General features: G+C 70.8%; 18 protein-coding genes and 1 pseudogene. 6 read left to right on the forward strand and 13 right to left on the reverse strand.

Annotated elements, in window-relative coordinates; translation table 11 throughout:
• Positions 1 to 11: 11 nt before the first annotated feature.
• Together tenA and EXE44_RS00805 are read right to left on the reverse strand one after the other, a co-directional pair.
• Positions 12 to 671 carry a thiaminase II gene (tenA, locus tag EXE44_RS00800; protein WP_137715547.1) on the reverse strand — a complete coding sequence of 220 codons (660 nt, stop codon included), beginning with the start codon at positions 669 to 671 and terminating at the stop codon, positions 12 to 14.
• A 154-nt stretch (positions 672 to 825) separates the two neighbouring features.
• Positions 826 to 1,101, reverse strand: coding sequence for a cytochrome C oxidase subunit IV family protein (locus tag EXE44_RS00805; protein ID WP_053772186.1), 276 nt, complete (start codon positions 1,099 to 1,101; stop codon positions 826 to 828).
• Positions 1,102 to 1,278: 177 nt separating this feature from the next.
• Between EXE44_RS00805 and EXE44_RS00810 the strand changes: the two genes are divergently transcribed.
• Positions 1,279 to 1,797, forward strand: coding sequence for a hypothetical protein (locus tag EXE44_RS00810; protein WP_137715548.1), 519 nt, complete (start codon positions 1,279 to 1,281; stop codon positions 1,795 to 1,797).
• Between the two features lie 56 nt (positions 1,798 to 1,853).
• Here EXE44_RS00810 and EXE44_RS00815 read toward each other — a convergent pair whose 3' ends face one another.
• Complete coding sequence (locus EXE44_RS00815) at positions 1,854 to 2,378, reverse strand: halocyanin domain-containing protein (protein ID WP_137715549.1); 525 nt, start codon at positions 2,376 to 2,378, stop codon at positions 1,854 to 1,856.
• Between the two features lie 147 nt (positions 2,379 to 2,525).
• Here EXE44_RS00815 and EXE44_RS00820 point away from each other — a divergent pair, with 147 nt between their 5' ends.
• Complete coding sequence (locus tag EXE44_RS00820; RefSeq protein WP_137715550.1) at positions 2,526 to 3,116, forward strand: hypothetical protein; 591 nt, start codon at positions 2,526 to 2,528, stop codon at positions 3,114 to 3,116.
• Between the two features lie 39 nt (positions 3,117 to 3,155).
• On the opposite strand, the gene EXE44_RS00825 is transcribed toward EXE44_RS00820, so the two are convergent.
• The gene (locus EXE44_RS00825; protein ID WP_121562095.1) at positions 3,156 to 4,304 is read right to left on the reverse strand and encodes an acyl-CoA dehydrogenase family protein; all 1,149 of its coding nucleotides are present in this window, start codon (positions 4,302 to 4,304) and stop codon (positions 3,156 to 3,158) included.
• A gap of 111 nt (positions 4,305 to 4,415) precedes the next feature.
• On the opposite strand from EXE44_RS00825, the gene EXE44_RS00830 reads away from it, so the two are divergent.
• The gene (locus EXE44_RS00830) at positions 4,416 to 5,213 is read left to right on the forward strand and encodes an RIO1 family regulatory kinase/ATPase (RefSeq protein ID WP_137715551.1); all 798 of its coding nucleotides are present in this window, start codon (positions 4,416 to 4,418) and stop codon (positions 5,211 to 5,213) included.
• An 83-nt stretch (positions 5,214 to 5,296) separates the two neighbouring features.
• Here EXE44_RS00830 and EXE44_RS00835 read toward each other — a convergent pair.
• The 6 genes and pseudogenes from EXE44_RS00835 to EXE44_RS00860 form a co-directional block, all read right to left on the reverse strand.
• Positions 5,297 to 6,196: pseudogene (locus EXE44_RS00835) on the reverse strand (DMT family transporter); the annotation flags it as partial.
• A gap of 55 nt (positions 6,197 to 6,251) precedes the next feature.
• A complete protein-coding gene (locus tag EXE44_RS00840; protein WP_137715552.1) occupies positions 6,252 to 6,995 on the reverse strand; it encodes an ABC transporter ATP-binding protein in 744 nt (247 codons plus the stop codon).
• Positions 6,992 to 7,780: an ABC transporter ATP-binding protein gene (locus tag EXE44_RS00845; RefSeq protein ID WP_137704141.1), complete on the reverse strand. Its 789-nt coding sequence runs from the start codon at positions 7,778 to 7,780 to the stop codon at positions 6,992 to 6,994. The genes EXE44_RS00840 and EXE44_RS00845 overlap by 4 nt, the downstream gene beginning before the upstream one ends.
• Positions 7,773 to 8,954 carry a branched-chain amino acid ABC transporter permease gene (locus tag EXE44_RS00850; RefSeq protein WP_137715553.1) on the reverse strand — a complete coding sequence of 394 codons (1,182 nt, stop codon included), beginning with the start codon at positions 8,952 to 8,954 and terminating at the stop codon, positions 7,773 to 7,775. The genes EXE44_RS00845 and EXE44_RS00850 overlap by 8 nt, the downstream gene beginning before the upstream one ends.
• Positions 8,951 to 9,910, reverse strand: a complete 960-nt coding sequence (locus EXE44_RS00855; RefSeq protein ID WP_121562100.1) for a branched-chain amino acid ABC transporter permease — start codon at positions 9,908 to 9,910, stop codon at positions 8,951 to 8,953. The genes EXE44_RS00850 and EXE44_RS00855 overlap by 4 nt, the downstream gene beginning before the upstream one ends.
• 9 nt (positions 9,911 to 9,919) lie before the next feature.
• The gene (locus EXE44_RS00860; protein ID WP_137715554.1) at positions 9,920 to 11,254 is read right to left on the reverse strand and encodes an ABC transporter substrate-binding protein; all 1,335 of its coding nucleotides are present in this window, start codon (positions 11,252 to 11,254) and stop codon (positions 9,920 to 9,922) included.
• A 182-nt stretch (positions 11,255 to 11,436) separates the two neighbouring features.
• Here EXE44_RS00860 and EXE44_RS00865 point away from each other — a divergent pair, with 182 nt between their 5' ends.
• Complete coding sequence (locus EXE44_RS00865; protein WP_137715555.1) at positions 11,437 to 12,300, forward strand: proline dehydrogenase family protein; 864 nt, start codon at positions 11,437 to 11,439, stop codon at positions 12,298 to 12,300.
• A gap of 13 nt (positions 12,301 to 12,313) precedes the next feature.
• Here EXE44_RS00865 and EXE44_RS00870 read toward each other — a convergent pair whose 3' ends face one another.
• Positions 12,314 to 13,051, reverse strand: coding sequence for a helix-turn-helix domain-containing protein (locus EXE44_RS00870; RefSeq protein ID WP_137715556.1), 738 nt, complete (start codon positions 13,049 to 13,051; stop codon positions 12,314 to 12,316).
• Between the two features lie 88 nt (positions 13,052 to 13,139).
• Here EXE44_RS00870 and EXE44_RS00875 point away from each other — a divergent pair, with 88 nt between their 5' ends.
• Positions 13,140 to 14,660, forward strand: a complete 1,521-nt coding sequence (locus tag EXE44_RS00875; RefSeq protein WP_121562104.1) for an aldehyde dehydrogenase family protein — start codon at positions 13,140 to 13,142, stop codon at positions 14,658 to 14,660.
• Positions 14,661 to 14,703: 43 nt separating this feature from the next.
• Here the strand turns inward: EXE44_RS00875 and EXE44_RS00880 are convergent, their stop codons facing one another.
• A complete protein-coding gene (locus tag EXE44_RS00880; RefSeq protein ID WP_137715557.1) occupies positions 14,704 to 15,651 on the reverse strand; it encodes a DUF5821 family protein in 948 nt (315 codons plus the stop codon).
• 136 nt (positions 15,652 to 15,787) lie between these two features.
• Between EXE44_RS00880 and EXE44_RS00885 the strand changes: the two genes are divergently transcribed.
• On the forward strand, positions 15,788 to 16,585 hold the full coding sequence (locus EXE44_RS00885; RefSeq protein ID WP_137715558.1) for an aldo/keto reductase: 798 nt from the start codon (positions 15,788 to 15,790) through the stop codon (positions 16,583 to 16,585).
• A 26-nt stretch (positions 16,586 to 16,611) separates the two neighbouring features.
• On the opposite strand, the gene EXE44_RS00890 is transcribed toward EXE44_RS00885, so the two are convergent.
• Complete coding sequence (locus EXE44_RS00890) at positions 16,612 to 17,649, reverse strand: phosphotransferase family protein (protein ID WP_137715559.1); 1,038 nt, start codon at positions 17,647 to 17,649, stop codon at positions 16,612 to 16,614.
• Between the last annotated feature and the right edge of the window lie 26 nt (positions 17,650 to 17,675).

Below are 17,675 nucleotides of genomic sequence, written 5' to 3' on the forward strand. Positions count from 1 at the left end.
GACACGCCGCGTCAGACGCGCCACTCCTCTTCGGTGTAACACATCTCCCAGAAGGCGTGTTCGAGCCGGGCGCTCCGCAGGAACGCCGCCCGCATCGCGTCGCGCTCGCCGGGGTACGCCTCGGCGTGCCGGTCCACGAGGTCGCGCACCCAGGCGACCGTCTCGCGGAAGGCGTCGCTCGTGTACTTCTCGATGAACGGGGTGTAGCGGTGCTCCTCGGTCGCGCGGTCGGCCATGTGGTCGGCGACGTCGAGGTAGCCCTGCCCGCACGGGTAGACGGCGGCGACGATCTCCGCGATCGACCCCTCGTGGGCCGTCCGGACGAGGAAGTCGGTGTAGGCCGCGCAGGTCGGCGCCTTCTCGACCGCCTCCAGATCCGCGGCCGAGAGGCCGTAGTCGGCGGCGAACGAGCGGTGGAGGTCCATCTCGTCGTCGAGCGTGGCGTGCGCGGTGGCCGTCAGCCGCCGGGTCGTCTCCTCGTCGTCCGCCTTCGTCCCCGCGATCGCGAAGACGCGCGCGTAGTCGAGCAGGTACCGGTAGTCCTGTCTCACCCAGTGTCTGAACGCCGCCTCGTCCAGTTCCCCGTCCGCCAGTTTGACGACGAACGGGTGCTCCTTCTGCGCGTCCCAGATGTCCGATCCGGCCTCGAGGAGTCGGTCGCTGAACGCCATCTCGTCCGAGGGTCCGTTTCGGACCGTGTTATAACTAACTAATATTACTTAGTAATAACAGGCGGCGACAATGGAGACGGAAGCGTCGCTCCACGGAAAGCGAGAGGCGTCGAGAGGAGATCCGGGAGGAGGGTCCGCTGCCGTCGCGGGGTCGTTACGAGATGGAGTACGTCGCGGCCGCCATCAGCAGCATGGTGAGCGCGAGCGCGAGGCCCATCAGGTAGGTCAGCGAGCGGTTCTCCCACCGGAGGTGCTGGAAGTACGCGACGATGAGCAGCGTCTTGACCGTCGCGATCACCAGCGTCCCGGCGATCGCCGTCGTGTACGAGAACTCGATGAACGACGTCTCGAAGAGCGCGAAGTTCAGCGTCGCCGCGACGAGGAGGGCGACGTATATCGCCGAATACAGTTTCACGGAGTCGTGCGCCATCTTACGCCTCTCTTCGTCCCTGCGCTTAAAGAATTAACCATCCGGGGTCCCCCGACCTCGACGCTGAGCGAGTCCGCGGTGGCGCCCGAGGGATGGCGCCGGCGTTCCGGATCCCGAAACGCCTATCCGCGCGACGGCCGGACCTGCGGCCGGTCGCAGCACACGACCGGTGCTCCCGTGACTCCGCTGGAACCGACGGACGACCTGCTCGAATCGCTGTACGTCGTCAACAAGGTCGCGAAGCAGTTCGCCGACGAGGCCACCGCGGCCTACGAGCGCGGCGACGTCACCGAGAGCAACGTCCGCTCGGCCCGCAAGGACGCCCTCTACCGGCTCAAGACCGCCGTGCTCTCCCGCGTGGTCGCGTACGACGCCGACGGGGTCACCGGCGAGTACCACGCCATCAACGGCGACGTGTGGCTGTTTCTCACGGTCGGCGACTGGCACTTCCACCAGCCGCCGCACGCGATCGGCGGCGACCTCACCGACGCGATCGCGATCTCGAACTCCCGGTCGAACCCGGTCGACGCGCCCTACGAGCGAGACGCCGCCGTGCGGCGCTCAGATCGGACGCTCGAAGAGGCGCTGTCGCGGCTCGCCGAGGTCGGCGCCAACGCCAACGACCACCTCGCGCGGCCGACGGTCACCAGCGAGCACGACCGGATCGTCGACGTCCGCTGGTCGTTCCTCTCGTGAGCGCCGTTCCGCCGCCGAAAAAATAGCGTTCCGTCGGACCGCCGGTCGGGGCCGGCTCAGGCTTCGACGACTTCGATCGCGCCGAGCATCCCGTTCGCCTGGTGAGGCGTACACTGGTACAGCTGGATCCCGGTGTTGTCGAACGACTGCTCGAACGTGGTCCCCTCCTCGGAGACCGCGTCACCGCTGTTGAAGTCGGACTCGGACGCCTCCACGGAGGCGACGTTGTGCGCGCCGCCGGTCCCGGTCCACTCCCAGACGACGGTCGTGCTGGAGTCGATGCGGATCGCCGCCGGCGAGAAGGCGAACCCGACGTCCCCGGCGCCGACCTGGACGGTCACCTCGTCCTGTCCGGTGAAGTCCATGATGGTCCCCTCGTACATCCGGGCGTCCGAGAGGTACTCGTCGATCTCGTCGGGAACGTCATCGGCCGCGTTCCCGCCGCCGGACCCGTCGCCGCCGTCCCCGCCGTCCGACCCGTCGCCGCCGTCCCCGCCGCCCGAACAGCCGGCGAGCGTTCCGATGGTCAGCGCGGCGCCGGTTCCGGCGAGATACCGCCGTCTGGACAGTTTGTCAGACATCACCTGAAGTAGGAGATGAAGCCTTACAAACCCCGTGATGGCTCTCGGATCGCGGGAACGCGCCGAGGGGAAATCGTCCCGTTCGGCGCGCCGAGGACTCGCCCGGGAGGGGCGGGTTTATCGCGCTTCGGACCCTCCCGGCGACCAATGCGCGAAGACGCGCTGGCGACCCGGCTCGTCGAACACTACGAGGCGACGGCCGACGACCCGGCGATCCGCCTCGAAGAGCCGTACGACGCCGACGGACGCGAGGGCGTCGTCGACCTGTTCGTCCGGACGCGGACGCCTGAGCCGGTCGACCGCGTGATCGAGCTCAAGGCGGACGCCGCGGTCCGCCGCGCCACCGGCGCGAACGAGGTCCTCCGACAGTACCGGCGGATGGAGCGGTACTTCCACGCCGACGAGCGCCACGCGCTCCGCCCGAAGCTCGGGCGGACCGAACCGGGCGCCCGCTACCTGCTCTGTTTCGCGCCGACGCCCACCTGCGTCCACCATGTCGCGACGAACCGCACGCTGTACGGCTCCGTCGACCGGGACGCGTACGCCGGCGACGTGCCGGCGGTCCGCACCGTCGCGTTCCTGACGGGGCTGGAGGGCGACCCGGCCGACCTCGGCCTCGTCTCGGTCAACGGCGACGCGACGTTCGGGTCGGCGCCGTTCAAGCGAGCGGTCCCGGAGGGCTCGCGGCTCGCCGAGAGCTTACGCGGCGTCGACGACGACCTGATCGAGTTCCCCTGAGGCCGGACGGTGGACGACCGAGAACGCGGGACGGCCCCGTCAGAGGCCGAGTTCGCGCCCGATGACGACGTGTTGGATCTCGCTCGTCCCCTCGCCGATCTCCATCAGCTTCGCGTCGCGGTAGAAGCGCTGCGGCGCGAAGTCGGTGGTGTAGCCGTAGCCGCCGAGCGTCTGGACCGCCTCCTCCGCGACCTCGCGGGCGGCCTCGCTGGCGTCGAGCTTGGCGAGCGCCGACTCGCGGGTGACCGACTCGCCGGCGTCGTACTTCGACGCCGCGCGGTGGGTCAGCAGGCGGGCGCGCTCGATCTGGCGGTGCATGTGGACCACCTTGTCGCGGACGGCGTCGAACTTCGATATCGGCTTCCCGAACTGCTCCCGCTCGCCCGCGTACTCCTTGGCGGCCTCGTAGGCGCCCTGCGCGAGCCCGACCGAGAGCGCGGCGATGGAGATGCGCCCGCCGTCGAGCGTCTTCATCGTCTGCGTCCAGCCGTCGCCCTCCTCGCCGAGGAGCCGGTCCGCCGGGATCCGCACGTCGTCGAAGGCTATCTCGCAGGTCGGCGAGCTGTTCAGGCCCATCTTGTCCCAGACCGTCGTCACCTCGAACCCGTCGTCGGCGTCGGGGTCGACGATGAACGTCGAGATGCCGTCGTACCCCGCCTCGGGGTCCGTCACCGCCTTCACGAGGATCGAGTTGGCGACGTTCGCGTTCGTGATGAACTGCTTGGTGCCGTTCAGCACGTACTCGTCCGCGTCGGCGTCGTACTCGGCGGTCGTGTCCATGTCGGAGGCGTCCGAGCCGCTGCCGGGCTCGGTGAGCGCCCACGCGCCGAGCCCCTCCCCCTCCGCGAGCGGGCGGAGCCACCGCTCCTTCTGCTCGTCGGTCCCGAACAGGTCGATCGGCTTCGCGCCCAGCGAGGTGTGCGCGGCGTACGAGAGCCCGATCCCGCCGGAGACGCGGCCGAGCTCCTCCGTGACCAGCGCGTACATCAGCTGATCGCCGCCGAGACCGCCGTACTCCTCCGAGACCGGGACGCCCATCATGTCTAGGTCCGCGAGCGACTCGAACACCTCCTCGGGGAAGCGGTGTTCGTCCTCGATCTCCTGAGCGATGGGCGCGATCTCCTCCTCGCAGAACTCCCGGACGGTGTCGCGTATCATCCGGTGCTCGCCGGGTACCTCGAAGTCCATGGGCAAGAATTGCGACCCGCGGGCATAAACGATGCGAACGACCGTGACAGACCGCGGCGCGCGGCGGTCGGCGAGCCGACGACTTATGACGCGTCGCCGCGTTCCGCCGGTATGGAGTTCCGGCAGCTCGTCCGCGGTCGCGTCGACTGGCCCGACATCGAGCGGGTCGCGCGCGAGCTGGCGACCCGCTACGACCGCGACGAGATGCGAGTTCGCTTCCTCGACGCCGACAACTGGCTGTCGACGCCGATGGTCGTCGACGAGGACCTCTTCGTGAAGGTGATCACGCGGCAGAACACGCTCGTCCACGCGCTGTTCACCACCGGGCGGAACCTCGGCGCGTTCTCGGCCGGCACCGAGGGGTTCTTCGAGCGTCACGAGACCCCCTACGAGATGGCGCGCCACGAGCTGGAGGCGACCCGACGCGTCCGCGAGCTCGGGGTCAACGCGCCCGAGCCCGTCGAGGCGTTCGAGGTCGGCGACCTCGGCGTGCTCGTGTTGGAGTACCTCCCCGAGTTCCGCACGCTGGGGGAGCTCGACGCGGCGGCCGTCGCCGAGCTCGCCCCCGAGCTGTTCGGGACGCTCCGGACCATCCACGACGCCGGCCTCGCGCACGGCGACCTTCGCGCCGAGAACGTCCTCGTCGCCGACGGCGAGCTCTACGTCATCGACGCGACCCGCGTGAGCGAGGACGGCCGAGAGGCGGCGCGCGCCTACGACCTCGCGAGCGCGCTGGCGGCGCTGGAGCCGCTGGTCGGCGCGGCCGAGACGGTCTCGGCCGCGCTGACGAGCTACTCGACGGACGAGCTCCTCGCCGCGCGCCGGTTCCTCGACTTCGTCGCGATCCGACCGGACCACGACTTCGACGCCGCGGAGCTGACCGGCGAGCTCGAAAAGCGGACGACGTAGCGCGAGGGCCGGCGACACCCGACCCGGCGGCCTCTCTCGCGGATCATCCCGCGGTCGGATCGGGCGGACCGTCGCATTTCGTTCGCGCGCTCGCGGCCGACGACCCAGATGCCGACGGCCATCAGCGCGCCGCCGGCGACGAAGCCGGACCCGAGCGACTCCCCGAGCAGCGCCGCCCCGAGCGCCGCCCCGACGGCGGGCTGCGCGAAGAAGAAGAAGACGGCGACCGTCCCCGCGGAGACGTACTCCAACCCCTTGTACCAGAGGAACCACGCCGCCGCCGTCGACGCCAGCCCGAGGTACAACACCGCGCCGGCCGACTCGGCGGTCAGCGGGAGGTCGGCCGGCGAGCGGCCGAGGACCCACAGCTCGGCGGCGGCGAGGGCGCCCAGCATCGGGACGCTCGCCAGCGAGGAGTAGGTCGCCGCGCGGAGCGCCCCGTGACGCCTGACCGCGCGGACACCCCAGACGGTGTAGCCGGCCCACGCCGCGCTCGCGACGAGCAGCAGCGCCACCCCGAGCAGGTTGCCGGCGGCGACGGCGGCGAGGTCGTACCGGCCGGCGAGCACGACCGCGGTGCCGATCCCCGCGACCGCCATTCCGGCGGCCTTCCTCCCCGTGACGCGCTCCCCGACCACGACCGCGCCCAGCGCGACGGTGAAGACGGGGGTCAACACCGTCAGAAGCGAGCCCTGGCTCGCGTTCGTCAGTTCCGTCCCGACGAACTGCGTGGCGACCGTCAGGGTCACCCAGCCGCCGAGCGCCGCGAAGGTGGCCCACTCGCCGCGCGAGGGCAGGGGACCGCCGCGGGCGGTGACGACGAGCAGGAGCGCAGCGGCGCCCAGCGTCACCCGGAGGAACCCCAGCGTGACCGGCGGGATCAGTGCGAACCCCCACTTGCTGACGACGTACATCCCGCCCCACAGCGACGCGGCTGCGAGGGGGGCGAGCGCGAAGGCGTATCGGCTCGGGCTAGGTGACATCGGTGAGACGGCGTACGAGAACCGCTACCGGCTCGCAAAAGGGTGTCGAGCGGAGTCAGCCGCCGAGGTACAGCTGCGAGACCTCCTCGTCGTTCAACAGCTCCTCGGGCGTCCCCTCGAACCGGACCGTCCCCTGGTCGAGGACGTAACCGCGGTCGGAGATGCCGAGCCCCTTCGTCACGTTCTGCTCGACCATCAGGATCGCCGTGTCCATGTCGTTGACCTCCTGGACGTCCGCGAACACGTCGTCGGCGGTGTTCGGCGCGAGGCCGGCCGACGGCTCGTCGATGAGGAGCACGTCGGGCTCCATCACGAGGGCCCGCGCGAACGCGAGCACCTGGCGCTGGCCGCCGGAGAGCGTCTTCGCCTTCGCGGTCCGCTTCTCCTCGATGATCGGGAACCGGTCGTACAGGGTCTCGATGACCGCGTCGAGGCCGCCGTCGCGGGCGACCCCGCCCATCCGGAGGTTCTCGTCTATCGTCAGCGAGCCGAACACGTTGTCGGTCTGCGGGACGTAGCCGATCCCCTCGCGGACGATCTCCTCGGACGCCATGCCGCCGATCTCGCGGCCGTGGTACTCGACGGTCCCCGTCCACGGCGTCAGCATGCCGAACGCCGTCTTGAGCACCGTCGACTTCCCGGCCCCGTTGGGCCCGACGAGACAGACGATCTCGCCGGGGTCGAGCCGGACCGAGAGGTCGTCGAGCACCTGTACCTCCCCGTACCCGCTGTCGACGCCCGACAGCGCGAGCACCGGGTCGGTCCCGGCGCCCGAGCCGGCCTCGGGAGCGTCGCTCACGCGCCACCCCCGAGGTACGCGTCGATGACGCGGTCGTCGCTCCGGACCTCCTCGGGCGTCCCCTCGGTCAGCACGTGCCCTTGGTCTAAGACGACGATCGGATCGGCGAGGTCCATCACGAACTCCATGTCGTGCTCGATGAGCAGGAACGTCGTCCCCTGGTCGTTGAGCCGCCGTATCTGCCGCTTCAGCTTCTTCGCGAGCGTCGGGTTCACCCCCGCCACCGGCTCGTCGAGCAGGAGGACCTCCGGCTCGGCGAGCATCGCCCGCGCGAGCTCGACGAGCTTCATCTGCCCGCCGGAGATGTCCGTCGCGGGCTGCGCGGCGAGGTGGTCGATCTCGAAGTCCGCCAGTATCCGCTCGGCCTCGGCGAGGTTCGCCGACTCGCTGTCGGCGACCGTCCCCGGCGACGCGAACAGCGTCAGGAACGACTCGCCGGGCTGTTTCCGCGGCCCGACCAGCATCGCCTCGCGGACCGTCATCCCCTCCAGCTTGCGCGGCGTCTGGAACGTCCGAACGAGCCCGTGGTCGGCGACCTGATACGGCTCCATGCCGGTCACGTCGGTCCCGTTGACCTCGACGGTCCCGCCGTCCGGCTCGTAGAAGCCGGAGATGAGGTTGAACAGCGTCGACTTGCCGGCGCCGTTCGGGCCGATGAGCCCGGTGATCGTGCCGCGCTCGACGGCGAACGTCGCGTGGTCCGTCGCCGCGAGCCCGCCGAACGACTTCTGGAGGTCGTCGACGCGCAACACGGCGTCCTGCTTGGGGAGCGCGCCCTCACTCACCGTCACCACCCCCCTTGCGCTCGCGGACGCCGCTGTCCGGCCGCTCGGGGCGTCCGCCCCCGTCGACCGCGCTCGGCCAGATCAGCTCCCGCTGCGGCGGGAGGACCCCCTGCGGCCGGTAGCGCATGACGGCGATGATCACGACGCCGATGAGGAGCAGCCGCAGCGGCGCGGGGTCGACCGGCAGTGCCACGTCGTTGAGGAACCGCGTCCCCTCGCGGATCGCGACGATGACGATCCCGCCGAACAGCGCGCCCCGGTTGGAGCCGCTGCCGCCTAAGATCACGGCGACCCAGGCGTAGAACGTCGTGATCGGGTCGAGGTCGCCCGGTCCGACGTAGAGGTTCAGGTGCGTGTAGAACACGCCCGCCAGCGCCATGATCAGGCTCCCGAGGACGAACGACTGCATCTTGAACGAGTAGGTGTTCTTCCCCAGCGCTCGCGCGAGGTCCTCGTCGGAGCGGATCGTCCGCAGGACGCGGCCCCACGGCGACCGGTGCGCGCGCCGGAGGACGAAGTAGGTCGCCCCCGCGAACGCGAGCACCAGCAGGACGTTCAGCGAGGCCTGCCAGAACGCCGTCTCCAAGAACACCGGCGACCCGGGCACGACCTCCAGTCGGAGCCCGGGCATCGCCTCCGGGAACGTCGACAGCACCGGCCAGCCGGCGAAGAACCCGGGAATGCCCCGGACCCCCGCGCTGCCGTTCGTCAGCCAGCGCTCGTTGAGGACGACGAGCCGGACGACCTCCGCGAGCCCCAGCGACGCGATGGCGAGGTAGTCGGCCCGCAGCCGCAGCGTCGGGATCCCGATGAGGAGCGCCAGCACGAGCGCGACGAACAGGGCGACGGCGAGGCCGACGAGCGGGCTGAACCCGCCCGCGATCGGCGAGCCGTCGGCGGTCATCAGCGCGGAGCCGTACGCGCCGATCCCAAAGAACGCGGCGACGCTGAAGTTGATCAGGCCGGTGTATCCCCACTGCGCGTTCAGCCCGAAGGACAGCAGCGCGTACATGCCCGCGAGGCCGACGAGGAAGAGGAAGTACGTCGGGCCGAGCCCGCCCGTCAGTAGCGCGGCGAGCAGGAACAGCGCGAACCCGACGCTGACGGTGAGCACCCACCGCTCCGGGCGGCTCAGGTCCGTCACCGCCGCCTTCGCGTCGTCGAGGCGACTCATGTCGCCCCCTCGCCGGCGATCCCGTTGGGGCGGACCAGCAGGACCGCGACCATGATCACGAAGGCGATAGCGTTCGCGTACTCGATGCTGACCAGGCTCTCGAGGAGGCGCGCGAGCCACCCCGGCCAGATCGGGAGCGCTTCGACCACGTCGGAGAAGAACGGTGTGAGCTGGTTGATCATGCCGATGAGGAAGCCGCCCGCCATCGCGCCGTAGACGGAGCCGATCCCGCCGAGGATCACCGCCGCGAAGATCACGAGGAGGAGGTTGAACCCCATCCGCGGCGAGAGCTGGTTGAACAGCCCGAGGAACACGCCGCCGGCGCCGGCGAGCCCGGCGCCGATGACCCACGTCCAGAGCTTGACCCGCTTCGTCCGGATCCCGCTGACCCGCGCGAGGTCGGGGTTGTCGGCCATCGCGCGCATCTTCCGGCCGAGGTCGGTGTACTGGAGCAGCACGTGGAGCCCGACGACGAGTATCACGGCCGAGACGACGATCGCCACGTCGTGGAGCGTCACCCGGATCCCGAGGGGAACGAGCGACTCGATCGGCCGCAGCGGCTGGATGTCGAACCGCGTGAAGTCGGAGCCGAACCGGATCTGGATCAGCGCGCGGTAGACGAAGGCGATCCCGATGGAGGTGATAAGCAGGCCGATCGAGTCGATCTCCAGCGGCTCGTAGATCAGCCGCTCGGTGACGACCGCGACGACCGCGGCGGCGGCGATGCCGACGACCAAGGCGACGAAGAACCCGAACGGGAGCCCGAGCACCGCGCCGCCGAGCCCGCCGATCGCGCCGAACGTCACGAGCGCGGTGTACGCGCCGATCGTCATCGTGTCGCCGTGCGCGAAGTTCGCGAAGTCCGCGATGCTGTACACGAGCGACAGCCCGATGCTCCCGAGGACGATGATGCTGCTGAAGACCAGCCCGTTGGCCAGGTATCCGAGGACGGTCATCGGTCGGAGTTAGCCTTCGACGAAGTCGATGCCTTCGTACTCGTGGTTCTGGACCTCCAAGACCTGGAGGAACCCGACCGGGTCCCCGTCCTCGTTGAAGTCGATGGGCCCGCTGACCCCCTGGTAGTCCACGTCGTCGGGACCGCCGCCGTCGGCGAGGATCTCGCTGGCGGCCTCGAACGAGGTCACCTGCTCGCCCTCGGGGCCGGAGACGCGCCGGACGGTCTCCTGGAGCGCGGCGCCGCTGAACTCGTCGGCGGCCTGGATCGCCAGGGCGGCGTTGATGACGCAGTCGTACGCGTACGCCGCCCACGAGGTCGGGCGACGCCCGTACTCGGACTCGAAGGCGTCCGCGAACGACTGGTAGTTCTCCTCCTCGACGGGCGCGGAGGGGACGACGATCTTCATGCCGTCGATGCTCCCCTCCGGGGTGTTCTCCAAGACGTTGTCGCCGGAGACGGAGTCGGCGCCGTAGAACTGCGCCTCGTAGCCCGACGAGAACACCTCGTTGACCATCGTGGCGAACTCGGCCTGGTAGGTGACGAACAGCCACGCGTCCGCGCCGGAGCTGTTCATCTCGGAGACGACGCCGGAGTAGGACTGCTGGTCCTGGTCGTGGGGCGTGTTGTACACCACGTCGCCGTCGTAGGCCTCGACGAACGCGTCGGTGAGGCTCTGCCCGTAGTCGTTGTTGACGTAGGTGACAGCCACCTCGTCGTAGCCGTCGTCGGCGATGATGTTCGAGAGCGCGAGCGACTGGCTGCGGCCGGACGGCGACATCCGGAGCAGCCCCGGGAAGTCGGTGAGGTTGAGCCCGGTGGAGTTCTGGCTCAGCTGGACCACGTCGGTCCCCTCGACGACGCTCTCGTAGATGGCGAGCGAGACGCCGGAGCCGACCGCGCCGATGAGGAACGGGACGCCGTCCTGGTTGACGAGCTTCTGCGCGGCGGCGATGCCGCCCTGGTTCTCGCTCTCGGAGTCTTCGGTGATCAGGGCGAGGTCGCGGCCGTTGATGCCGACGTCGTTGACGCGCGATAACGCGAGTTCGACGCCGCGCTGGTTCCGCTCGCCGAACGCCGACAGCGACCCGGTCAGCGAGTCGACCATCCCGATCTCGTACGGGCCGGTCGAGTCGCCGCCGTCGCCGCCGTCGCTCCCGTCGCTCCCGTCGCTCCCGTCGCCGCCGTCACTTCCGTCGCTGCCGTCGGAGCCGTCCGATCCGTCCGATCCGTCGCCGCCGTCGTCGGTCGTGCTCAGGCAGCCGGACAGGGCGATCACTCCCGCGCCGCCGGTCAGTTTCAGCAGGGTACGCCGGTCAGCCACGTCCGTGGTATCTCGTGACATGTTTATCCGGTAGTCCGGAGCACATCCGGGTATCTTAACCCCGGCCCGTCCATGGTCGGGACGAGCGGTTCGGCCCGGCGAATTCGTACGTACGGGCACCGTCGCAGATTTATACAAATGACATGTATTCGTAAGAATTGGTCGGGTGGCAGTATATACCGGCCCGGGCTCGCAGTGTACACATGCTACCGCCCATCGCGAGCAATTTCGTCGCCGGGGAGACGCCCGAGGCGGCGCTCGCCCACGTCGAGGGGCTGAACGACCGCGGCGTGGCCGGCATCCTGAACCTGCTCGGCGAGCACTACGAGGAGCGGCCGCCCGCCGACGAGGACGCGGACGCCTACGTCGACCTCGTCGGATCGATCGCGGACCGCGACGTCGACGCCTGCGTCTCGGTGAAGTCGAGTCAGATCGGCCTCGACGTCGGCGACGACGTCTTCCGCGAGAACCTCGCGCGGATCGTCGCGGCGGCCAACGAGGGAGCCGGGGCCGAGGGGGACGGGACGGGGACGTTCGTCTGGATCGACATGGAGGACCACGAGACCACAGACGTGACGCTCGACGCCTTCGAGCGACACGCGCGCGAGACCGACGGCAACGTCGGCGTCTGCGTCCAGGCGAACCTGAAGCGGACCCGGGAGGACCTCGAACGGCTCGCGGAGCTGCCGGGCAAGGTCCGGCTGGTCAAGGGCGCCTACGACGAGCCCGCCGACATCTCCTACAAGAAGAAGGCGCGCGTCGACGAGTCGTACCGCGACTGCCTCGCGTACATGTTCGAGGCGTTCGACGACGGGGTCGCGGTCGGGAGCCACGACCCGGCGATGATCGAGCACGCGGCGGAGCTCCACGCCGAACACGGGACCCCATACGAGGTCCAGATGCTGACCGGCGTCCGCGAGTCGGCGCAGTTCGACCTCGCGGCCGACGGGGTGACCGTGTACCAGTACATCCCGTACGGCAGCAAGTGGTTCTCGTACTTCTACCGGCGCGTCCGGGAGCGTAAGTCGAACGCGCTGTTCGCGCTGCGAGCGGTCGTCGGCCGCTGACACGGGGCCGAGGTCACGGGTCCAGGAGCTTCGACTCCGCCTTCCGCAGGTGTTCGAGCAGCGTCGTCTTCGAGACGTCCATGTCGTCGGCGAGCTCCCGGGTCGACGCCTCGCGGGGCCACTCGTAGTAGCCGGCCTCGCGCGCGTGTTCGTACACCGCTCGCTGCGTCGGCGTCAGCGTGTCGAGCCGCTGCTCGCGGGGGGTCCGCCCGGCGTGCCCGGTCGACGACATCGACTCCACCGTCACCTCGGCGCCGGACGCCGCCTGAACCGCGTCGAGCGACTCGCGGATGTCCGTCCGCTCGCCGACGAAGCACACCTGCCACTCCTCCCGCCCGTCCTCGATCCGGACCGGCGCGCTGTGGACGAAGCCGTGTTCGAGCAGCGTCGGACACACCATATCGGCGGGGTCGTACTCCAGGAAGAACTCGCGGACGACGTTGCCCGGGGCGTCCCGCGCGCGTCCGAACCGCTCTTGGAGCTCCAGGAGGTTGCCGGCGCGGTCGGAGTCGCGGATCGCGTCGAGGAGCGCCTCGACCTCGTCCGTGGTGTCCGCGAAGGCGGTGAACAGCCCGTTCACCGAGTTGGGCGCGGCCGCGTCGGTCCGCGGCGAGTTGTAGATGGCGTGCGCGAGCACGCCGCCCTCCGTCCTGCCCGTCGCCTCGATGGCCCAGCAGTTCGGGTGCCACAGGTCGAGCGTCAGCCTGGTCCCGCTCCAGTCCTCCCGCCCCTCCGCGTCGGTCGTCGCCATTATCCGACACAGTAGGTACCGCACCACGAAGACCCTGCCGCCCATGGTAGGGTGGGTTATTTGGACGTGCCGACGGTAACCGCCACACATGGCGCAGCCCTACCAGCACTACATCGACGGCGAGTGGGTCGACGGCGACGGGTCCGAGACCTTCGAGAGCGCGAACCCCGCGACGGGCGAGTCCCTCGGCGAGTTCCGACGCGGAACCCCCGACGACGTGGAGCGCGCGGTCGACGCCGCGGACGCGGCGTTCGAGGAGTGGCGCGAGCTCTCGCGGATCCAGCGCGCGGAGTACCTCTGGGACGTGTACCACGAGCTCCGCGACCGGACGGACGAGCTCGGAGCGGTGGTCTCGAAGGAGTGCGGCAAGGAGATCAGCGAGGGGAAAGCCGACGTGGTCGAGGCCGCGCACATGGTCGAGTGGGCCGCGGGCGACGCCCGGCACCCGAAGGGCGACATCGTCCCCTCGGAGATCCCGTCGAAGGACGCGTACATGCGCCGGAAGCCCCGCGGCGTCACCGGCTGTATCACGCCGTGGAACTTCCCGGTCGCGATCCCGTACTGGCACATGGCCATCGCGCTGGTCGAGGGGAACACCGTCGTCTTCAAGCCCGCCGAACAGACCCCGTGGTGCGCGCAGATCATCGCGGAGATGTTCGACGACGCCGGGATCCCGGACGGCGTGTTCAACATGGTCCAAGGGTTCGGCGACGCCGGCAACGCGATCGTCGAGCACGACGACGTCTCGACCGTGCTCTTCACCGGCTCCGCGGAGGTCGGCCACCACATCCAGGACAAGCTCGGCGGCGTCGCCGGCAAGCGCGCGGCCTGCGAGATGGGCGGCAAGAACGCCATCGTGGTCACCGAGGAGGCGGACCTCGACGTCGCGGTCCACTCCGCGGTGATGTCCTCGTTCAAGACGACCGGCCAGCGCTGCGTCTCCTCCGAGCGCCTGATCGTCCACACCGACGTGTACGACGAGTTCAAAGAGCGGTTCGTCGAGGTCGCGGAGTCGGTCGCGGTCGGCGACCCCCTCGACGAGGACACGTTCATGGGGCCGCTGATCGAGCCGGAGCACTTGGAGAAGGTCACCGAGTACAACGAGCTCGCCCGCGAGGAGGACGTGAACGTCCTCGTCGACCGGACGGAACTCGACGCCGACGAGATCCCCGACGGCCACGCGGACGGCAACTGGATCGGTCCGTTCGTCTACGAGGCGGACCCCGACGCCGACCTGCGGTGTACCCACGAGGAGGTGTTCGGCCCCCACGTCGCCCTGCTGGAGTACGAGGGCGGCATCGAGCGCGCCGTGGAGATCCAGAACGACGTGGACTACGGGCTGGCCGGCGCGATCATCTCCGAGGACTACCGGCAGATCAACTACTACCGCGACCGCGCCGAGCTGGGGCTGGCGTACGGGAACCTCCCGTGCATCGGCGCCGAGGTCCAGCTCCCCTTCGGCGGCGTGAAGAAGTCCGGTAACGGCTACCCCTCCGCCCGCGAGGCCATCGAGGCCGTCACCGACCGCACCGCGTGGACCCTGAACAACTCGAAGGAGATCGAGATGGCGCAGGGGCTCTCCGCGGACATCAAGACGACCGACGACTGACGAGCCGCGATCGATCCCGCGGCCTCGCCGCTCCGCACCGCTCTTATTCCGTCACGTCGCGGACCGCCGCGACCGTCTCTTCGGGGGTCTCGGCCGCGGCGAGCGCGCCGCGGGGCGCCAGCCGCTCCCGCGGTCGCCCGACCGGCTGCGGCTCGGCGACCGTCTCGATCAGGTCGGCCGCCAGCAGGAGCCGTTTTATCCGCGTGAACGTCGAGGGGCTCCCGAGCCCCGCGTCCTCGCAGGCCCGCCGGAGGGCGCGGTCGAGGACGCCCTCGCGGGCCCCGACCGCGTAGGCGCGGACTCGGGCCGCTTCCGGGTCGGGACCGTCCGCGCTCGCGTCGCCCGAACCTTCCGGCGCGTCGCCCGCGTCGTCCACCGTGTCGCCCGCGTCGTCCGTCACGTCGAGCGCGCGGAGCACCGCCGCCGCGACCGACTCGTCGCACCGCGCGGCGACCCCCTCGTAGACCCGTCGTCTGCTCGGCGTTCGGAGCCCGTACGCCTCGGCGTCTCCGAACGCCGCCCCGTACCGCTCGCGGAGCGAGGCGTCGTCGCCGACGCGGTGCCACCGGGTCGTCTCCGCCGTCGCCCCGTCGTCCTCGCTCCCGATCAGGGCGAACCCGGTCTCCTCGCCCGCCAGCACCGGGTTCGGCTGCGGCGCGTCGAGGACGCGGAGGGCGACGGCGTCGGCGTCGACGAGCGCCGCGAGCCGACTCGCCGACCGGAACCCCGCCGTCGCGTCGTCGACCGCGCTCTCGCCCGCGAGCACCCTCAGCGTCGGGAGCCCCGACGGATCGGGGCCGTCCGCGTCCGCGTCGCCCGCGCCGCCCGACAGATCCGCGACGCTCGGGTCGACGAGCGTCGGCGCGGCCTCGCGGTACCCCGCGACGACGGCGCGGAGCAGCCGCGGGCCGGGGTCGACGAGGATCGGGTCGGCGAACGCGCCGAGCCGGAGCGGCTCGGGGGTCGAGGGGAGCGCGGGACCGGTCGCCATCTCAGGCCACCCTACGGACGCGACGGATTAAGCGTGCGGGACGGGGCGCGGGACGCGGCGGCGCCGGCGCGGGGGCGTCGGATCGCGGCGTGCCGGCTCGCGCGCCTTTTTCACTCAGCGGCCGGAACCGTCTCGCGTGCCACCGCTCGACCTGTCGATCGGGCTCGGAACGTCCGGGCTCGACGACCCCGAGACCTGTACCGACACCGTCGCCGCGGCGCTGGACGCCGGCTACCGCCACGTCGACACCGCGCAGATGTACGACAACGAGGCCGCGGTCGGTGAGGGGATCGCCGCGAGCGACGTCGACCGCGACGACGTGGTCGTCGCCACGAAGGTCCACCCCGAGAACCTCGCGCCCGACGACGTGCGGGAGACGGCGCGCGAGAGCCTCGACCGCCTCGGCCTCGACCGCGTCGACCTCCTGTACGTCCACTGGCCGATCCGGGCGTACGACCCGGAGGCGACGCTGCCGGCGTTCGACGACCTCCGCGACGCGGGCGTGACCGACCACGTCGGCGTCTCGAACTTCACCCCCGACCTGCTGCGCGAGGCGCGCGAGATCCTCGACGCGCCGATCGCGGCCCACCAGGTCGAGTGCCACCCGCGGTTCCGCCAGCCGGAACTGCGCGCGCTCGCCGCCGAGGGCGACCACCGCCTCGTCGGCTACTCCCCGCTCGGCCGGGGCGAGATCCTCGACGACCCGGAGGTCGCCGCGATCGCGGAGCGGAACGATCTCTCGCCCGCGGTCGTCGCGCTCGCGTGGGCGCTCGACCGCGGCGTCGCCCCGATCCCGAAGGCGCGCGGCGACCACGTCCGCGAGAACCTGCGCGCGCTCGACATCGACCTGCCCGAGTCCGACCTCGACGCCATCGACGCGCTCGACCCGGGCCAGCGACAGATCGACCCGGACGACGCGGCGTGGAACCGCTGAGGCGGGCGGCCGACTCTCCGCCGCGGTCAGACGGCGTCGAGCCGCGCCCGTAACTCGGCGTCCGCGCGTTCGATCAGGGCGTCGACCGGCTCGTCGAGGTACGTCGCCCACTGGTCGACGAACCCCGACCGTCCGAGCATCCTGACGACCTCGTAGACGGGGCGGCGCCGCTCGAACCCCGCCGGGAGCCCCCCGGCCCGCTCGCGGTACCCCTCGCGGAGGGCGGCGGCGAACCGCTCTGGGCCGGTCGAGTCGAAGCCGTTGAGCAGTTGGTCCTCCGCGCGGACGAGGTCCCGCGCCGGGTCGCCGACGTGGGACAGCTCCCAGTCGATCGCCGCCACCGCGTCGGCGTCGACGAAGAGGTTCGGCTTCGTGACGTCGCCGTGGAGCAGCGCGGCCGGCGCCTCGTCGAGCGTCCCCCGGTTCGCGCGGACGCAGTCGATCACCGCGTCGTAGTGGCCCGCGAGCCGCTCGGAGGTGCCGATCTCTCGGGTCCGCTCGATCGTCGCGAGCAGCACGTCGGACCACGGCGCGAACTCTATGGAGAGTCCGGTTGGCCCGTCGGGTCCCGGGGACGTTCCTTTCTCCGCGGTCGCCGTGCGCTCCGCCGCGCTCCCGCGCTCCGTGCCTGCCCCGACTATCTCCCCGTGGTCCGGGAACCGGTCGGCGTGGAGCGCGGCGAGCGCGGCCCCGACGCGGCGGAGCAGTCGCTCGCGCTCGTCGTCGCTCGCCGCCTCGTAGGCGTCCAACAGCCCTCGGCCGGGCGCCGGCGCCGTCGCGAGGTACGCCGGGTCGCCGTCGGGCTCGGCCCCCAATACCTCGGGGACCGAGAGGGGCCCGTGTTCCACGACGTACCGGAGCACGGCGCGCTCCCGGGCGATCCGGCGGCTCTCGTCGGCCAGCGCGACCTTGAGGAACGCCCGGCCACCGTCGGCGAAGACGACGCCGACCGTCTCGTTGGCGCCGTTCCACGAGGGGCCGACGCCAGTCAACCGGTCTACGGCCCGGTCCGGAAACGCCGCCGCGAGGGCCCGTTCGATCGGCTCCGACCCGGCATCGTTCATGCCCCTCGTTCCGCGCGGAGCCGTGT

It is taken from the genome of Halorubrum sp. SS7 (genome assembly GCF_005435055.1).
Taxonomy (GTDB): Archaea; Halobacteriota; Halobacteria; order Halobacteriales; family Haloferacaceae; genus Halorubrum; species Halorubrum salinarum.